The sequence below is a fragment of the Methylibium rhizosphaerae genome (genome assembly GCF_006386545.1).
GTDB classification, from domain to species: domain Bacteria; phylum Pseudomonadota; class Gammaproteobacteria; order Burkholderiales; family Burkholderiaceae_C; genus Pseudorivibacter; species Pseudorivibacter rhizosphaerae.
Genome location: NZ_SWAR01000010.1, coordinates 50,712 through 67,411, shown reverse-complemented (window position 1 = coordinate 67,411; position 16,700 = coordinate 50,712). Strand labels below are relative to the sequence as shown.

Genomic DNA, 16,700 nt, shown 5'->3' with positions numbered 1-16,700 from the left:
GACCCATCCCATGCGCCCCTTCGAATCCATCCACTTCAAGAGCACGGCACCCGGCGCGCGACTCATCGTGACCGGTGCGGTGCACGGCAATGAAACCTGCGGCACGGTGGCGATCCGCCGCGTGCTCGACGACATCGCCCAGGGCCGCCTGGCCCTCATCGCCGGCGAAGTGACCTTCGTGCCGGTGACCAATCCTCTGGCCTACGAACGCCGCCAGCGCCAGGGCGACCGCAACCTCAACCGCAAGCTCGCGCCCACCAGCGAGATCCGCGAGTTCGAGGACCACGTGGCCAACTGGCTGTGCCCGCTGCTGGCACGGCACGAGGTGCTGCTCGACCTGCATTCCTTCCACACCGCCGGCGAGCCGTTCGCGATGGTCGGGCCCGAGAACAACACCGGCACGCTGGAGCCCTTTGCCCATGCCGAGGAGGAAGAGGCGCTGGCGGTGCGGCTGGGCGTGCGCCGCATCGTCGACGGCTGGCTGGGCACCTATGCGGCCGGCGTGGAACGCCGCCGCGCGCAGCTCGCCGCCGCCCGGCAGCCGCTGCACGAGCACGATGCCGACTACGGCGTCGGCACCACCGAGTACATGCGCCGGGTCGGTGGCTGGGGCTTCACCCTCGAATGCGGCCAGCATGAGGATCCGCGCGCGCCGGAGGTGGCGTACCGGGCCATCCTCAACACGCTCGCGCACCTGCGCCTGATCGATGCACCGGCGCCCGCGCCCGCCACCGACGTGGAGGCGTTGCACCTGTTCGAGGTGGTGGACAAGGCGCACGACGCTGACCGCTTCGTGCGCGACTGGGCCAGCTTCGATGCGGTGCGCGCCGGCGACGTGATCGGCCTGCGTCACGACGGCACGCCGGTGGCGGCGGCCACCGACGGGCGCATCGTGTTCCCCAACCCGGCGGCACTCGCCGGGGCCGAATGGTTCTACCTCGCGCGGCCGAGTCCGCGGTTCAACACAGCTCGCGCAATGCGCTGAGCCAGCCGCGGTCGGCAGTGCCGCGGGGCTTGGCCAGCCACAGGTCGACGCCGGCCGCCCCGCCTGCCGGCGCGTCCTCGCCCGACAGCACCACCACGCGCCGCGGCGAACGAGCCGGCCCGAGCGCCCGCGCGGCGGTCGCCAACTGCAGGCCGGTCTGCCCCGGCAGGTTGAGGTCGGTGATCAGCAGGTCCACCGGCGGCCGGTCGCGCAGCGACTGCAGCGCCTCCTCGGCCGTGCCCACCACGGTGACCTCGTGGCCCCGCAAACGCAGCTCCTCACCGAACAGCGCCTGGTTCACCGGATCGTCCTCCACCAGCAGCACGCGGTGCCAGCGCAGGCCACCAGTGTCGTCGGCAGGCTCACGGGCCTGCGCGACGGGCACGCGCACCCGGAACTCGCTGCCCTTGCCGGGCTCGCTGTCCACCTCGATGCTGCCGCCCACCAGGTCGATCAGCTGCCGCACGATCGAGAGGCCGAGGCCGGTGCCGCCATAGCGCTGCTCGGCGCCCGGCGCCTGCACGAAACGCTGGAACACCCGCTCGCGCACGTCGGCCGACATGCCCACGCCGGTGTCGCGCACCGCGAAGAAGAGCTCCCAGACCGGCGCGCCGCTGTGGCTGCTGGCCACCACCCGGCCCTGCAGGCGGGTGGACACCTCGCCGCCCGGCGGCGTGAACTTGAGGGCGTTGGACACCAGGTTGGCCAGCACCTGGCGCGCGCGCAGCCCGTCGAGCATGACCCGCGGCAGCGGCGGCTGCGGCAGCTCGGTGGACAGCTTCACGCCGCGCGATTGCGCGAGCGGTTCGAACTCCTCGATCACCTCGCCCACCAGCCGCCCGACGTCGAGCGGCTGCACGTGCATCTCGATCTTGCGCGCCTCCAGCTTGGCCGCGTCGAGCAGGTTGTTGAGCAGCTCCACCAGGTGCTGCGCCGCCCGGTTGATCGAGCCGAGCGTGCGGCTGGCGGACTCGGGCAGCTGCTCGCGCTCGAGCAGCTTCAGGCCGCCGGCAATGGCACCCAGCGGCGTGCGCACCTCATGGCCCATCTCGGCCAGGAACTCGGCCTTGGCCATCGCAGCCTGCCGCGCCAGGTCGCGTTCGGCGGCCAGCGCCTGCTCGGCCCTTTCCCGGGCCTGCACCTGGGCCTTGAGCCGCCGGTTGTAGAAGGCCATGGCCAGCAGCGCGGCCAGCAGCGGGCCGGACAGTGCGGCCACCCGCCACCACGACACCCCGGGCCGGTACTCGGTGCGCAGCCAGGTGTTGGCCAGCGCATGACGCTCGTTCTCCGGGGTCACGTCGAAGCCCTGCTTCAGCGCCGCGGCCAGCTCCGGCTGGTCGTTGCGCAGCATGAAGTACAGCTCGCTGGGCTTGCCCTCCACCGTGCCGGTGACCTGCAGCTTGCCGAGGAAGCGGGAGTTGATGAGCCGCACGGCGACCTCGAGGTTGGTCACGGCCGCATCGGCCTGCCCCTGCTCCACCGCTTCGAAGGAATGTTCGACGCTGCCGGTCTCGAGGATGCGCACCGCCGGCGCCTCGCGTCGGATCATCGGAATGAGGTAGTGGGCCGCGTCCACCGCCAGCGTGCGGCCGCCGAGCGAGGCCACGCTGGGCCAGCCGCCGTCGAGCCGGCTCACCAGCACCGAAGGCGCCGAGTAGTACGGCCCCACGAAGGACGAGAACTCCAGCCGGTCGAAGGTGCGCACCGCCGCGAGCATCACGTCGGCCCGTCGGTCGCGCACCGCATGCATGCCCTCACGGAAGGACGGCATGGCCACGAAGCGGTAGCGCAGGCCGGCGGCATCGGCCACGCGCCGGAACATCTCCACCGCGAAGCCGGCGGCCTCGCCGTCCTCGCCCACGTAGGTGACCGGGCCGAAACCCACGTCGAAGGCCACCCGCAGCTCGCCGAGCGCCGCCGCAGCAGCACTGCGCGGACCCAGGGCCGGCTGGCGCTGCGGCGTGAGCGAGAGGTAGCGCGGCTGCCAGCTGGCGGCGATCTCGTCGAGCACGCCGCTGCCCATGGCACGCAGGGCCACGTCGATCGCGTCGCGCAGCGGCGCCGCCGTGGCGGCGAAGTGCAGGTTGCCCATCGACAGCCGCGTGGTGCGCATCACCTCCAGGTCGGCCATGCGATGCGACTCGATGAGGTAGTGCGCCGGCGGCAGTGCGCCGAGGTAGAAGTCGGCGCGCCCGTCGGCCACCGCCTGCAGGGCCTGCAGCGTGCTGTCCACCGTCAACAGCCGCGTGCCGGGGTAGGTGGTCTCGAGGAAGTTCTGCGCCACATAACCGCGCTCGACCGCCACCGAACGCCCGCCGAAGTTGAAGCGCTCGGAGAAGTCGGTGGTGCCGCGGCGGCCGATGTAGGCCACGGGCAGCGACAGGTACGGGATGCTGAAGTGCAGTTCCCCTTCGCGTTCCCAGCTGCGCGCGACCGAAGTGACGACATCCACCTGCCCGAGCCGCACTGCGTTCATGACCTGCTCGAAGTTGTCGAACGGCCGGGGGGCGAGTTTCACGCCCAGCAGCCGGGCGGTGGCCTGCAGCATCTCGGCCGACACGCCCTCGTAGCGGCCGCTGGCGCCGTACTGGTCGATCGGCGGCCAATCGCGCACGGTGGCCACGCGCAGCGTGGCATGCGCCTGCAGCCAGGCCTTCGAGGCCGGGCTGAGCTGTTCCTGCACCTGGGCCGGCTGAGGCAGCTGCCGCAACGGCAGGTCGCCGGCGGCCGGCACCGGGGCAGCAGCGAGCACCAGTACGAGCAGCATGGGCAGCAGCCACGCCCACTTGAGCGCGACACCCCGCAGCACTCCCTCCAGGCCCGCCCCGACCGTCATGCGTCTCCCCCTGGCGCACCAACGCTCGCGCATTGTGGCAAGGCATCATCGCCGTGTCGCCCCGTTTGTGTGTGAACTTCGTCGCCGTGCTGCCCATTCTTCACATCGACCCCTGGCTCGTGGCCGTGCACAAGCCACCCGGCCTGCTGGTGCATCGCACCGGACTCGACGCGGGCGAGACCCGGTTCGCGATGCAGATCGTGCGCGACCAGCTCGGCCGGCTGGTCTACCCGGTGCACCGGCTCGACAAGGGCACGTCCGGCGTGCTGCTGTTCGCGCTCACGTCCGAGGTGGCACGCGAGCTGGGCGCGGCCTTCGAGGGCCGTCAGGTGCACAAGCGCTACCTCGCCTTCGTGCGCGGCTGGCCGGCAGCCGGGCAGACCCGGGTGGACCATCCGCTGCGAGAGGAAGACACCGCGCGCGAAGCCCCCGCCCAGCCGGCCTTGACCTTCGTCAAGCAGCTGGCCGTGCTCGAAGTGCCCGAGCCCGACGGCCGCCACCCCACCACGCGCGCCGCCCTGGTGCAGGCCGAGCCGCACACCGGCCGGCGCCACCAGATCCGCCGGCACCTGAAGCACATCGCCCACCCGGTGATCGGCGATGCGACCCATGGCAAGGGGCCGCTCAACCGCTGGTGGGCCGGACGGCTGGGCCTGCAGCGGTTGTGGCTGCATGCGCTGTCGATCGAGCTGCCGCATCCGGCGCGCGCCGGCGAAACGCTGCGCATCGCCTCGGGCCTCGAGCGACCGTGGAACGAAGACTGGCAGGCCCTGCTGGGCCGCGACGGCTGGATGGGCGCAGCCCCTACACTGCGCGCCCATGACGCAGACGACGCTGATGACGCCCGCTGACATCGAGGCGCTTTTCGCCACGCTGAAGGCCGCCAATCCACAACCGGCCTCTGAGCTGGAATACACCTCGGTGTTCGAGCTCCTGGCCGCAGTGCTGCTGTCGGCCCAGGCCACCGACGTGGGCGTGAACAAGGCCACCCGGCGCCTCTTCCCGGTGGCCAACACGCCGCAGGCGATGCTCGACCTCGGCTACGACCGCCTGTGCGAGCACATCAAGACCATCGGCCTGTATCGCAACAAGGCGAAGCATTTGCTCGAGACCTGCCGCATCCTGGTGGAACGCCATGGCGGCGAGGTGCCGCGCTCGCGCGAGGCACTCGAGGCATTGCCCGGCGTGGGGCGCAAGACGGCCAACGTGGTGCTCAACGTGGCCTTCGGCGAGCCGACCATGGCAGTGGATACGCACATCTTCCGCGTGAGCAACCGCACCGGCCTGGCGCCGGGCCAGAACCCGCTGAAGGTGGAGCTCGGGCTGCTCGAGCGCGTGCCCGAGGCCTACATGGGCGATGCGCACCACTGGCTCATCCTGCATGGGCGCTACATCTGCCAGGCGCGCAAGCCGCGCTGCTGGGAATGCAAGGTGGTGCCCTGGTGCCACTACGAGGACAAGCTGCTGCAGCCGCAGTAGGCCGCCGTCGCATCACAGGCGCCAGTGGCTGCCGCAGGGCGGCGCGGCGGACCAGTCGGCGGCGGTGAAGGCTCGGCCCGGCCGTTCGGCCAGCCAGCGCGCCATCACCATCCAGCCGCCATGCGCAACCGCCAGCGTGGTCGCGCCCGCGTGCGAGCGCATGAAGCCTTGCACCCGCGCCGCAAAGGCCGGCAGGGCCTCCCCGCCACCCGGCGCATGCTCGGCGAAGGCCCGCACCCAGGCGTCGATCTCCTCGCGCGGCAGCTCGCGCCACCAGCGGCCTTCCCATGTGCCGAAGTCGAGTTCGCTCAGGGCCGCGTCCACATGGTGCTGCCAGCCCCAGCGCCGCAGCCAGCGGCCGACGTCGCGGCAGCGCGCCAGCGGCGAGGTCCACACCACCCGCGGCAGCGCATGCCGGCGAGCCACCCGGCGGATGCGGTGTGCCAGCCGCTTGGCGCGGCGGCGATCCACCGGCAGGTCGGTGCGCCCGTAGCAGCGCCCTGCCCCGCCAACGGGCCGCGGATGCCGCCACAGCCACAGGTCCGCTTCAGGCATGCCGCAGCATGGCCAGCAGACCGAGATAGACCGACAGCTCGGCCAGCTGCTGCGTCGCTCCCAGGCAGTCGCCGGTGTAGCCGCCCAGGCGCCGCCTGAACCAGCGGGCACACGCCACTGCGCAGACCACCACCAGCAGCAGTGACCCGAGCACCGCCGGCGCTGCCGCCGGCCGCCATGCCAGCAGCACAGCCGCGACCAGCAGCACCCAGGCGCACGACACCCACGCACCGGCCGCCGACAGCCGTTGTGCCAGCGGCTTGGCCTTGGCATGTTCGAGGTCGCCGGCATAAGGCAGCCAGCGGACGAGGCTCACCGCCGCGGCCCGCGACGCGCTGTGCGCCAGCAGCAAGGCCGCGGCCACCCAGCCGGCGGGCAGGCTGGCGAGTGCGGCGGCCTTCAGGCCCAGCATCGTCGCGATGCCGATCGCGCCATAGGCGCCGATGCGCGAGTCTTTCATGATGGCCAGCGCCCGCTCGCGGCTCACCGCACCGCCCAGGCCGTCGCACACATCGGCCAGGCCGTCCTCGTGGAAGGCGCCGGTCAGCAGCAGTCCGGCGGCGATGCACAGGCCCACAGCCACCGCCGGCGACCACAGCCACAGGGCCGCGTGGTACACGGCGGCGCACACGCCTCCCACCACCAGGCCCACCGCCGCGAAGTGCCGGGCGCTGTCGTGCAGCCATTCGTCGCGCCAGCCCACCCAGCGCGGCACCGGCACGCGGGTGAGGAACTGCAGCGCAATGAAGAACAGCCGCAGTTCGTGCCGCATCACAGTGCGTCGGACACGCCGGCGGATTCGAAGCTGGCCATCTCGCACAGCAGCCGCGCGGCCGAGTCGATGAGCGGCCAGGCCAGTGCCGCACCGGAGCCTTCGCCCAGGCGCAAGCCCAGATCGAGCAGCGGCTGCGCACCCAGATGCTCGAGCATGAGCGCGTGGCCGGCCTCGCCGGAGCGGTGTGCATACACGCAGTAGCCGTGCACCGCCGGCCTCAGCGCATGGGCCACCAGCAGCGCACTCGTGGCAATGAAACCGTCCACCACCACGACACGCCGTTCGCTGGCGGCCTGCAGTGCAGCGCCCACCATCATCGCGATCTCGAAGCCGCCGAACGCTGCCAGCACCTCCAGCGGCTCACGTGCCAGCGCATGCGTGTCGAGGACGTCGCGCAGCACCTGCGTCTTGCGGGCCAGCGCCTGGTCTCCCAGACCGGTGCCGCGGCCGGTGCAGCGCTCGATGGGCGTGCCGGTCAGCCTCGAAAGCAGCAGCGACGCGCTCGAGGTGTTGCCGATGCCCATCTCGCCCAGCAGCACCACATTGCCCGGCAAGCCGCGCACCACGGCACGCCCGGCGGCGACCGCACCGACACACTGCTCGGCCGTCATGGCCGGCCCCAGCAGCGGGTCGCGGGTGCCCGGGCCCATCTTGCGCAGCAGCAGGCCGGACCGCTGCCGGCGTTCGTCGACCCGGGTGCTTTCCGGGCCGCCACGCCGGGCGCCGGCGTATTCGCCGGCCGGGGTGTCTGCGTTCACGCCTGCATCCACCACCGTGAGCGCCAGGCCATGCTGGCGCGCGAGCACGCTGACCGCCGCACCGCCGGCCAGCATGTTGCTCACCATCTGCGCGGTCACCGCCTGCGGATAGGCCGACACGCCGCGTGCGGCCAGGCCATGGTCGGCCGCGAATACGACCATCTGCGGCTCGCGCAGCTGCGGCGCCTCGCTGCGCAGGACGAGGCCCAGCTGCAGGGCCAGCTCCTCGATGCGGCCGAGCGCACCCTGCGGCTTGGTCTTGCGGTCGATGCGGCGCTGCAGCTTCACATGCAGTGCGGCGTCATGAACGGGGTCGATGTCGGGAAGCCATTGCGAAGTGGACAACATGACGGCCGATGAACTCCTGATGTCAGTAGGACGGATCGCGGGCGCGCTTGTGCGCCCGTTCCGTGCGCACTTCGTCGAGTGCCTGGCACATGGCGCGAACGCCCTGGTCGATGCGCGGGCCCTGGCGGCTGATCACGTCGCCGGGCAGCGTGTAGAGCCAGCGGTGCTTCACCGCGGGCATCCGGGCAAAGCCCGCCCACATCGCGAACGACGGGTGGCCGGGCTCGCGGCGCGCACCACCGGTGGACGCTTCGGGCCCGGTCTCGCGTGCGGCCAGGATCACCTCGGGCTGCTCGGCCACCACCGACTCGGTGGACAGCTGCGGCACCAGCGGCGCGAGCTGGCCGAACACGTTGCGCCCGCCGCACAGGCGGATCACGTCGCTCACCAGCTGGCGGTCGTTCACCGTCATGAGCGGCTGCTGCCACACCTGGTAGAACACCCGAACCGGCTCGCTGGCCACATGTTGCGCACGCAGCGAGGCGAGCGACGTGGTGAGCGCGAGCGCCTTCTGCGTGGCCACGTCTTCGCGGCCGAGCAGCGTGCCGACCCGTTCGATGGCACGGGCGATCTCGTCGAGCCGCTGCGGCTCCAGGTACACCAGCCGCAGGCCGGCCGCTTCGAGCTGTGCCAGTTCGCGCCCGGCGTTGCCGTGGTGCCAGACCAGCACCGCGTCGGGCCGCAGCGCCACGATGCGCTCGATGTCGAGCCGCTGGTGGTCGCCCACGCGCGGCACCGACCGCGCGGCTTCCGGGTGGTCGCTGGTGGCCACGGTGCCGACGAGCTGCGACCCGCCGCCCACCGCATAGACCATCTCGGTGAGGTTGGGCGCCAGGGTGATCACCCGCTGTGCGGGGCCCGGCAGCTGGTGCCGCCGGCCTGCGTCGTCGGTGAAGTCGAGTGCGCAGGCGAGGCTGCACGCCAGCGAGAGCCCGGCGCATGCCAGCAGTCTTTTCATTGCGGCGAGCCTTTCACGGCAAGAGGGAGCCCTGCCACCATCAAGGTGACTCGCGAGGCCATCGCGGCGATGTCCTGGTGCAGCCGGCCCAGGGCGTCGACGACGGCGCGGGTGCCTGCATCCAGCGGCACCACGCCCTGGCCGATCTCGTTGGACACCAGCACCACCGGCACCTGCGCCTGCACCGCCTCCAATGCCTGCAGCAGCGCCGCCGATTCCGACCCGGCATCGGACACCGGCACGCCCGGCGGCGGGCACATCAGCTGCGACAGCCACAGCGTGAGGCAGTCGACCACCACGAAGCAACCGGGCTGCGCGGCTTCACGCAGTTGCAGCGCCAGTGCATTGGCACGGCCCGGCCCGACTTCGCACACCCGCCAGTGCGCCGGCCGCTGCGCACGGTGCTTCGCGATGCGGCGGGCCATCTCTGCGTCGCCGGCCAGCGCCGTGGCCACGACTACGACCTGCTGGCCCCGGGCTTCGGCGTCGCGGGCCAGCGTTTCGGCATACCGGCTCTTGCCCGAGCGGGCGCCGCCCAGCACCAGGTGCAGGCGGTTCATCGCGCCGCCTCCTTGTGGCGCACCGGGCCGACCCAGAAACGCTGCTCGCCGCACACCTCCACGCGGTCGATCGCCACGCCGAAGACCGCGGACAGGTGCGCCGGCGTCATCACCGCGTCGCGCGGGCCGACGGCGGCGCCGCCCCGGCCGTCCAGCAACACGACATGCGTGGCCAGCCTGGCGGCGAGGTCGATGTCGTGCAGGCTCGCCAGGACGGCACTGCCTTGCGCCGCACGCTCGCGCAGCACGCCCACCAGCAGCTGCTGGTGGGCCAGGTCGAGGTGCGACGCCGGCTCGTCCAGCAGCAGCCAGGGCGCGCCCTGCAGCAGGCAGGCCGCCACCGCCACGCGCTGCCGCTCGCCGCCCGACAGCATGCGCACGTCGGCCTCGCGCAAATGCATGAGGTCCAGCTGGCGCAGCACCTGCTCGGCCTCCGGCTGCGGCGCGGCATCGGCATCGCCGGCCCAGGTCCACCAGCGCGAACGCTGCTGGCGCGACGCGAGCACCGTGTCGTCCACACGGCTCGGGAACGGATCGATCCAGAACTGGGGGCACCAGGCGCGCCAGCGGGCCAGCTGCGCCACGGGCCACGACGAGAGTTCACGGCCCTGTACCAACACCTGCCCTGCCGCGGGCGCCAGCAATCCGGCCAATGTGGCGATCAGCGTGGACTTGCCTGCGCCGTTGGGCCCGAGCACCACCCAGCGCTCGCCGGCCTGCACGTCGAACGACAGCTCGCTGCACAACACCCGCCCGCGGTCGGAGCCGCCGGCTCGCAGCTGCAGCCCGCGTACTTGCACTCGCAGCACCTCGGGCCGGCTCATCGGCGGCTCCCGGTGCGGCGCAGCAGCAGCATCAGGAACACCGGCACGCCGACACCGGCCGACAGCACACCCACCGGCAGTTGCACCGGCGCGGCGAGCGTGCGGGCCACGGTGTCCGCCGCCGTGAGGAATGCGCCGCCGGCGAGCACGCTGGCCGGCAGCAGCCAGCGCGCGGCACGCAAACCGGCCAGGCGCAGCGCATGCGGGATCACCAGGCCGACGAAACCGATGGCTCCCGCGGTAGCCACCGCGGCGCCTGTGGCGAGGGCCGCCGCCAGCAGCGCCATGCGGCGGCGGCGCACCACCGGCACGCCCACAGAGGCGGCCCAGGCATCGCCGCGTGCCAGCAGGTCGAGCTCGTGCGCAGCGGGCCACACCAGCACCAGGCAGGCAGCCACCGCCAGCCAGACGGGCACCCACTCAGTGGCGCCGTTCAAGTCGCCCAGCAGCCAGAACACCATGCCGCGCAGCTGCAGGTCGGGCGCCAGCGTGAGCAGCAGCGACACCAGGGCCGACGAGGCAGAGCCGAGCATCACGCCGATGAGCAGCAGCGTGACGCCGGCTTCACTGACCGGGCCGAGTGCCGTGGCACGTGCCATCACGCGCCACGACAGGGCGAACAGCAGCATCGCCGCCGCCGCCGCCCCGGCCGCGGCGCCGAGCGGCGGAGCCCATGCCGACCATGCAGCCGGCGCCAGCAGGATGGCGAACAGCGCACCCACCGAGCCGCCGCCGGACACGCCGAGCACATAGGGGTCGGCCAGCGCATTGCGGGTGAGCAGCTGCATCAGGGCGCCGGCGAGTGCCAGCGCCGCACCGGCGCCGAACCCGGCCAGCACGCGCGGCAGACGGATCTGCCAGACGATCTGCGCATCGGCCCAGCCGAAGCCGGATGAGCCGGCCGCAAGGCCGAGCGCCACGACCACGATCGTGCCCAGCAGCGCCAATGGGAGCCACAGGCGAACGGGAGGCGCGGCCAGCATGCGTGCGTGTGGGATCAAAGTGCCTGGCTGTCGTAGCTCAACACGAGCCAGAACGCACGGCCCGGCGCCCCGTAATCTTTGACCGGCTCGTAGCGCTTGTCGAGCGCGTTGAAGAGCTTGGCCTCCACCCGCCACTGCCGGGCGAAGACGTAGTGCGCGCCGAGGTCGAGCAATTCGTACGACGGCAGCACGGTCCCGCCCGCGTCGGGCCGCTTTCCGACACCTTGCACGGCGGCACGCGCCCCCCAGCTCGACGCTCGGTAGGCCAGGCTGGCCGTCGCCGTGTGGGCGGCGCGCCGCAGCAGGCGCGTGCCGTCACGAGCGTCGGTCGCATCGAGGAGCTCGACGCCGGCGCCCCAGTGCCAGACGCCTTGCACCCCTTGCGCCGACAGGGAAGCGCCTTTCAGGCGCGCCCGTGCGACGTTGCGTGCGCAGCCGAAGTTGTATTCGGGCTGCGGCGGGCAGAAGGCGCGGTCGGGTTCGTAGACGATGAGATCGCGAATGCGGTTGCGGTAGGCCGTGGTCTGCACGCTCCACGACTCCTCGCGCCAGGCGGCGCCGATCTCCATGCTGCGCGACTTCTCCGGTTGCACGGTCTCGACGCCGAAACCGGGGAAGTACAGCTCGTTGAAGCTCGGCGCGCGGAAGGCAGTGCCCGCCGAGGCACGGACCGACAAGGGCTTGCTCAGCTGAAGCGCATAGCCAAGCTTGGCGGTGGTGTGCCCACCGTAGACGCTGTTGCGGTCGTGGCGCAGGTCCGCTTGCCAGCGATGGGCTTCACTGTTGCCGGTATAGCTCAGCACCAGTGCGTCGTTGTCGCGGCTGCGCTCGCTCGGGCTGAACGAAAGTGACTGCACCGTCTCCTCGAGGCGTTCGAGCAGCCCGACGAGGGTGTGGCCCTGAGCAACCTCCCAGGTGTTCTGCCATGAGGCCTGGCGGCGTTGGGTCTCGAAACGGCTGAGTTGGGTACCGCCTGAAACGAGCTCGTCATCGTTCTGCGCAAGCGTCAGCTCGCTGCGCCAGGTGTTGCCCAGACGCGCGGCATAGTCGAGCGCCAGCACGCGGGTGTCCAGCTTGTTGCTGAAGTCTGCAGACGCGTCGGGCGAGAAGTCGGGCGGAAGAAACTCCGCCCCGTCGTATTGCGATTCAAGCTTGCTCTCGGCCCAGCGCAGGCCGAAACGGTGCCCCTCGGTGGGGGTGTAGCCCAGTTGAGCCGAGCCGCTGCGCCGGGTGAAGCCGTCGGCATCGGGGTTGTAGTTGCCGAAGGTGTCTCCTGCATTGGCGATGGCCGATATGCCGTCGCTCTTCTCGCGAGCCAATGACACGGCATAGTCGAAGCCGCCGACCGCGCCACTGACGCCGCCCGAGGCTTCGCTGGAGCCGTAGCGCCCCGCCGCCACGGTCGCCTGCACGCGAGGCGCCAGGCTCGCGCCGCGCCTGGTGAAGATCTGGATCACGCCGCCCATCGCGTCGGCGCCGTAGAGGCTGCTACCCGGGCCGCGCAGCACTTCAATGCGTTCGATCTGGGCAACGCTCAGGCTTTCGAGCTGGGCCTGGCCCAGCGTGGCCGAGCCGACCCGCACGCCGTCGATCAGCACCACGGTGCTGTTCGTCGAGGTGCCACGCACGAAGAAGCCGACGCTCTGGCCGGGGCCGCCGTTGCGCAGGATCTGCAGGCCGGCGTGTTCACGAAGGAGGTCTTCGACAGTGCTGCCGGCTGCGTTGCGCAACTGGTCCTCGTCGATGACCACGACGTCGGCAACGACCCGGTCGAGCGGCGCGGGCGTGCGCGTGGCCGTCACAACCACCGGCGACAGCGCGGCCATGGTTGTGTCCTGGGCCCGGGCAGCCGACGAGCAGGCGAACAGCGACGCCAGCGCAAGTGCGGCAGGCGCAAAGGGTGCATGCAGCACCACGGAAGTGAAAGACATGACGAAGGAAGGACAACGATGCACGCGCCAGCTTCCCCGCAGGCACATGCGATACGGCGCCGCGTGCGAAACGCGCGGCACCCCCGGTTGGCCGGTATCCGGGCTGGCGGAACAACCCGTGCGACCTTCCCAGAGGGGCGGGCCCTCCAGTGGCTTGTGCGCAGGGTGGGAGGTGAGATCCCGTCCGCTTACCGTTGCGGGGGCAGCGCAGGTTGGGTGGTGTCGTGGCGACGGCACGACCTTCCTGCTTCCCGTTTAACCGTGCCGGCGTGAACACCGGCACGAGCACCAACGCGGCAAATTGTAAAGGCCGCCCGAACGGCCCCCTACAATGCCGCAAGGTTGTAGGCGAGGCCGGAGGACCGATGTCGAGGATGGACGAGCTAGCCGAACGCGTGGAACGCCTGCTGTTGCGGCACGAGGAGCTCAAGCGCACCAACACGCTGCTGCAGCAGGAGCTCGAGGCGGTGAAAGCCGAGCGCGATTCGCTGCGCGCGCGGCTGGGCGCCGCTCGCACCCGCATCGACGCATTGCTCGAACGCCTGCCCGCCGACCCGCCGGTCGAAGACCGTGCCTGAGCCGCAGCCGGAGACGCCATGAAGCAGATCGAAGTGACGATCATGGGCCAGAGCTACATCCTCGGCTGCCCCGAAGGCGGCGAGACGTCGCTGCTCGAAGCGGTAGGCAACGTGGACCGCGAGATGTGCGCGATCCGCGACGCCGGCAAAGTCAAGGCGCGTGAACGCATCGCGGTGCTGGCCGCATTGAACCTTGCCTATGCGCTGGCCGAGCGCCCCGCGCCGTCGCCGGCCCCGCCCCACGAGCCTGCGTTGGCCAACGGCGCAGGCTCCGAGGGCACGGCCGACATCGACCTGCTGATCCGCAGGCTCGACAGCGCCCTAAACGAAGACGGGCGCCTGTTGTGAACGTGAAGAACTTGGCCCTTTCGGCGCACGGGTAGGGCGCTTGATGGCCACGCTCACGCTCTAGAATGGATTCGTCCGTCGCGTTCGCGGGAGTTTTATATTTCCTTGAACCGATGCTCCTCGAGCAAGGGCCTGGAACATCGACTGGCTGGTGCGATCGTCTCGCGTCAGATGAACCCGAAGCCTTTCTGACCTCGCCCACCTGAATCCCCTGGGTTCAGGAATGCGGCTCTCGGCTCGCGGCGGACACCTTCCCTGCACGCACCGCGAGCACACAAGAACAACACAGCGATGGCCGTCCAGTACTGGTTGATGAAGAGCGAGCCCGATGAGGTATCGATCGACGACCTCGCCGCGGCCCCCAAGCAGACCGTGCCGTGGACCGGCGTGCGCAACTACCAGGCGCGCAACTTCATGCGCGACATGATGCGTGTCGGCGACGGCGTGCTGTTCTATCACTCGTCCTGCCCCGAGCCGGGCATTGCCGGCATCGCCGAGGTGGCCTCCACCGCGTATCCGGACGAGACCCAGTTCGACGCGAAGAGCAAGTACCACGACCCGAAGTCCACGCGAGAGTCGCCGCGCTGGCAGCACGTCGACGTGAAGCTGGTGCGCAAGACGCGCCTGCTCAGCCTGAAGGAAATGCGCGCGGCGCCGGCGCTGGCCACCCTGCGCACGCTGCAGCCGGGCAACCGGCTGTCGATCACGCCGGTCACGCCCGCCGAATGGAAGGCCGTGATGCAGCTGCTGGAGAGCGCTTGATCCTCGAATGGCAGCTGGTGGCCGAGCTGCTGCTGCTCGGCTGTTTCTCCGGGTTCCTGGCAGGTCTTCTCGGCATCGGCGGCGGCATGCTGCTGGTGCCGTTCATGACCTTCATCCTGTCGCGCAGCGGTGTCGATTCGGCACTGGCCGTGAAGATGGCCATCGCCACGTCGATGGCGACCATCCTGTTCACCTCCATCTCCAGCGTGCGTGCCCATCACCGGCGGGGCGCGGTGCGCTGGGACATCGTCCGCACGCTCGCCCCCGGCATCGTCGCGGGCGGCCTGCTCGCGGGGGCCGGCGTGTTCGCGCTGCTCAAGGGCACGGTGCTCGCGCTCGTGTTCGCCTTGTTCGTCGGCTTTTCCGCGACGCAGATGCTGCTCGACAAGAAGCCCAAGCCGACGCGGCAGCTGCCCGGCACGCCGGGGCGGCTGGCCGCGGGCGGCGTCATCGGCTTCGTTTCGGGCCTCGTGGGCGCGGGCGGCGGTTTCGTCTCGGTGCCCTTCATGACGTGGTGCAACGTCAGCATGCACAACGCGGTGGCCACGAGTGCCGCGCTGGGCTTCCCGATCGCGCTGGCCAATACCGTGGGGTACGTGGTGGGTGGCCGGTCGATCGTCAATCCGATGCCGGGCGCCTTCGGCTACCTGTGGGTGGCCGGGCTGCTGGTCATCGCCGCGGCCAGCGTGCTGCTCGCGCCGCTGGGCGCGAGGGCGGCCCACGCGATGAACGTTCGGCAGCTCAAGCGGGTGTTCGCCCTGCTGCTCTACGGCCTGGCGGCCTACATGCTCTACAAGGCTTTCTGGTAGCGACCGGCGGCCCCGGTGGGCGGTAGCCGGCCTATTGGTCGAAGCGGATGCTGGCCAGGGCCACGCGGTTGCCGCCGCGGCGGCGGGCTTCGGCCAGAGCGGCCTCGGAGGCTTCCATCAGGCCTTCGAGCGTGCTGGCGGTGTGCGGGAAGCTCGCCACGCCCATCGACACGCTGAAGTGCAGCTCCCGGCCTGCCAGCGCGACGATCTGCGTCGCGCATTGCCGGCGCAGGCCCTCCATGCGGGCATGGGCGGTGGCAAGGCCCACACCGGACAGCAGCACCGCGAAGTTCTCGTTCTCGAGCCGGCACGGCGCGTCCATCGCGCGGGTATTGCTGCGCAGCAGCCGTCCCAGCGCCTCGAGCACCCGCTGGCGGCCTTCGGGCCCGTGCTGCTTCGCCGTCTCGTCGAGCGCATCGATCGCCACGAACACCAGCGCGAACTCGCGGTGCTCGCGGGAGGACAGGTCGACCTCGCGACGCAGCTGGTCCTCGAAGTGGGCGCGGTGGTAGAGGCCCGTGGTGCTGTCGCGCACCCGTTCGTCCTGCAGCTCGCGGCGCAGCATCTCGTTGGCACCCTGCTGCTGCTCCAGCTGCTCGAGCGCGGCCTGCAGCTGGGCTTCGCGGCGGTGCCGCTCTGTGGTGTCGAGCCAGCCGCACAGCAACTGCACCGGCTTGCCGTCGGCGGCGAACAGGTAGCGGCGGGTGGCCTGCAGGTCGCGGCGGCCGGCGCCGAGGTCGAGGCGGTGCACGGTGGTGGCGGTGCCGTCCAGGCTGAGCGCCTGCTGCTCGGCGGCGCGCAGTGCAGCGGCCAGCGAGGCTTCGAACAGCTCGGCGTCGGTGCGGCCGATCAGCTCCGCGGCCGGCCGGCCGAACAGCTCCTCGGCCACGCGGTTGACATGAACATAAGCGCCGGACGCAACGTCCTTCAGCGTGACGCCGATGCCCAGCGCATCGAGCAGCGAAAGTGCCACCGCGCCCGGCACGGACGCGGCAGCGGCATTGCTCGTGGGCAGACCCTGGGCATCGTGCTGGGTCATCTCGTTGGCTTCCTCGGCATTCGGGCTCTCGCCCCGGGGTTTTGGTCGTACGGCTGCCGCCTCGGAAGACTCGAGGGTCTGGATTGGGCGGGAGTATGTAACGGCGGATCATAGCCGCTGCCATGCACCGGTGTATCCCGCGATCAATGGGGCGCCGGCGGGTCGGGCGCCG

The 16,700-nt window shown here is 71.1% G+C and carries 17 protein-coding genes, 1 other RNA gene and 1 riboswitch; of the genes, 8 read left to right on the top strand and 10 right to left on the bottom strand.

What is annotated here, in order from left to right; all coding sequences use genetic code 11:
* Positions 1-10: 10 nt before the first annotated feature.
* A complete protein-coding gene (locus E8D38_RS09910) occupies positions 11-985 on the top strand; it encodes a M14 family metallopeptidase (RefSeq protein ID WP_140628608.1) in 975 nt (324 codons plus the stop codon).
* Here the strand turns inward: E8D38_RS09910 and E8D38_RS09905 are convergent.
* A complete protein-coding gene (locus E8D38_RS09905) occupies positions 960-3,821 on the bottom strand; it encodes a hybrid sensor histidine kinase/response regulator (RefSeq protein ID WP_181179017.1) in 2,862 nt (953 codons plus the stop codon). The two genes, E8D38_RS09910 and E8D38_RS09905, sit on opposite strands and share 26 nt — an antisense overlap.
* Positions 3,822-3,892: 71 nt before the next feature.
* Between E8D38_RS09905 and E8D38_RS09900 the strand changes: the two genes are divergently transcribed.
* The gene (locus E8D38_RS09900) at positions 3,893-4,672 is read left to right on the top strand and encodes a pseudouridine synthase (protein WP_140628854.1); all 780 of its coding nucleotides are present in this window, start codon (positions 3,893-3,895) and stop codon (positions 4,670-4,672) included.
* Positions 4,659-5,300, top strand: coding sequence for an endonuclease III (gene nth / locus E8D38_RS09895; RefSeq protein ID WP_140628852.1), 642 nt, complete (start codon positions 4,659-4,661; stop codon positions 5,298-5,300). The genes E8D38_RS09900 and nth overlap by 14 nt, the downstream gene beginning before the upstream one ends.
* Positions 5,301-5,312: 12 nt before the next feature.
* On the opposite strand, the gene E8D38_RS09890 is transcribed toward nth, so the two are convergent.
* Genes E8D38_RS09890 through E8D38_RS09855 form a run of 8 tightly spaced genes read right to left on the bottom strand, consistent with a single transcriptional unit; the run spans position 5,313 to position 12,992 of the window.
* Positions 5,313-5,855: a histidine phosphatase family protein gene (locus tag E8D38_RS09890; protein WP_140628602.1), complete on the bottom strand. Its 543-nt coding sequence runs from the start codon at positions 5,853-5,855 to the stop codon at positions 5,313-5,315.
* Positions 5,848-6,627, bottom strand: coding sequence for an adenosylcobinamide-GDP ribazoletransferase (locus E8D38_RS09885; protein ID WP_140628599.1), 780 nt, complete (start codon positions 6,625-6,627; stop codon positions 5,848-5,850). Before E8D38_RS09885 ends, E8D38_RS09890 begins: the two co-directional genes overlap by 8 nt.
* Entirely contained in the window at positions 6,627-7,736 is a 1,110-nt protein-coding gene (cobT, locus tag E8D38_RS09880; protein WP_140628595.1) for a nicotinate-nucleotide--dimethylbenzimidazole phosphoribosyltransferase, read from the bottom strand. Before cobT ends, E8D38_RS09885 begins: the two co-directional genes overlap by 1 nt.
* 22 nt (positions 7,737-7,758) lie before the next feature.
* The gene (locus E8D38_RS09875) at positions 7,759-8,694 is read right to left on the bottom strand and encodes a cobalamin-binding protein (protein WP_140628592.1); all 936 of its coding nucleotides are present in this window, start codon (positions 8,692-8,694) and stop codon (positions 7,759-7,761) included.
* Entirely contained in the window at positions 8,691-9,254 is a 564-nt protein-coding gene (gene cobU / locus E8D38_RS09870) for a bifunctional adenosylcobinamide kinase/adenosylcobinamide-phosphate guanylyltransferase (protein ID WP_181179016.1), read from the bottom strand. The genes E8D38_RS09875 and cobU overlap by 4 nt, the downstream gene beginning before the upstream one ends.
* The gene (locus tag E8D38_RS09865) at positions 9,251-10,078 is read right to left on the bottom strand and encodes an ABC transporter ATP-binding protein (RefSeq protein WP_140628589.1); all 828 of its coding nucleotides are present in this window, start codon (positions 10,076-10,078) and stop codon (positions 9,251-9,253) included. Before E8D38_RS09865 ends, cobU begins: the two co-directional genes overlap by 4 nt.
* Positions 10,075-11,061, bottom strand: a complete 987-nt coding sequence (locus E8D38_RS09860) for a FecCD family ABC transporter permease (protein ID WP_140628586.1) — start codon at positions 11,059-11,061, stop codon at positions 10,075-10,077. The genes E8D38_RS09865 and E8D38_RS09860 overlap by 4 nt, the downstream gene beginning before the upstream one ends.
* A 14-nt stretch (positions 11,062-11,075) precedes the next feature.
* Positions 11,076-12,992: a TonB-dependent receptor domain-containing protein gene (locus E8D38_RS09855; RefSeq protein WP_181179015.1), complete on the bottom strand. Its 1,917-nt coding sequence runs from the start codon at positions 12,990-12,992 to the stop codon at positions 11,076-11,078.
* Positions 12,993-13,064: 72 nt separating this feature from the next.
* Positions 13,065-13,300, bottom strand: a riboswitch (cobalamin riboswitch).
* Between the two features lie 57 nt (positions 13,301-13,357).
* On the opposite strand from E8D38_RS09855, the gene E8D38_RS09850 reads away from it, so the two are divergent.
* From E8D38_RS09850 to E8D38_RS09835, 5 genes are all read left to right on the top strand, one after another.
* Positions 13,358-13,570, top strand: coding sequence for a DUF904 domain-containing protein (locus tag E8D38_RS09850; RefSeq protein WP_140628581.1), 213 nt, complete (start codon positions 13,358-13,360; stop codon positions 13,568-13,570).
* Between the two features lie 18 nt (positions 13,571-13,588).
* On the top strand, positions 13,589-13,918 hold the full coding sequence (locus E8D38_RS09845) for a cell division protein ZapA (RefSeq protein WP_140628578.1): 330 nt from the start codon (positions 13,589-13,591) through the stop codon (positions 13,916-13,918).
* Between the two features lie 69 nt (positions 13,919-13,987).
* Positions 13,988-14,171, top strand: a non-coding RNA gene (ssrS, locus tag E8D38_RS29475) — 6S RNA.
* 38 nt (positions 14,172-14,209) lie between these two features.
* On the top strand, positions 14,210-14,680 hold the full coding sequence (locus tag E8D38_RS09840) for an EVE domain-containing protein (RefSeq protein ID WP_140628575.1): 471 nt from the start codon (positions 14,210-14,212) through the stop codon (positions 14,678-14,680).
* Entirely contained in the window at positions 14,677-15,489 is an 813-nt protein-coding gene (locus E8D38_RS09835) for a sulfite exporter TauE/SafE family protein (protein ID WP_246099420.1), read from the top strand. Before E8D38_RS09840 ends, E8D38_RS09835 begins: the two co-directional genes overlap by 4 nt.
* Before the next feature lie 31 nt (positions 15,490-15,520).
* Here E8D38_RS09835 and E8D38_RS09830 read toward each other — a convergent pair whose 3' ends face one another.
* On the bottom strand, positions 15,521-16,528 hold the full coding sequence (locus tag E8D38_RS09830) for a sensor domain-containing diguanylate cyclase (protein WP_140628569.1): 1,008 nt from the start codon (positions 16,526-16,528) through the stop codon (positions 15,521-15,523).
* Between the last annotated feature and the right edge of the window lie 172 nt (positions 16,529-16,700).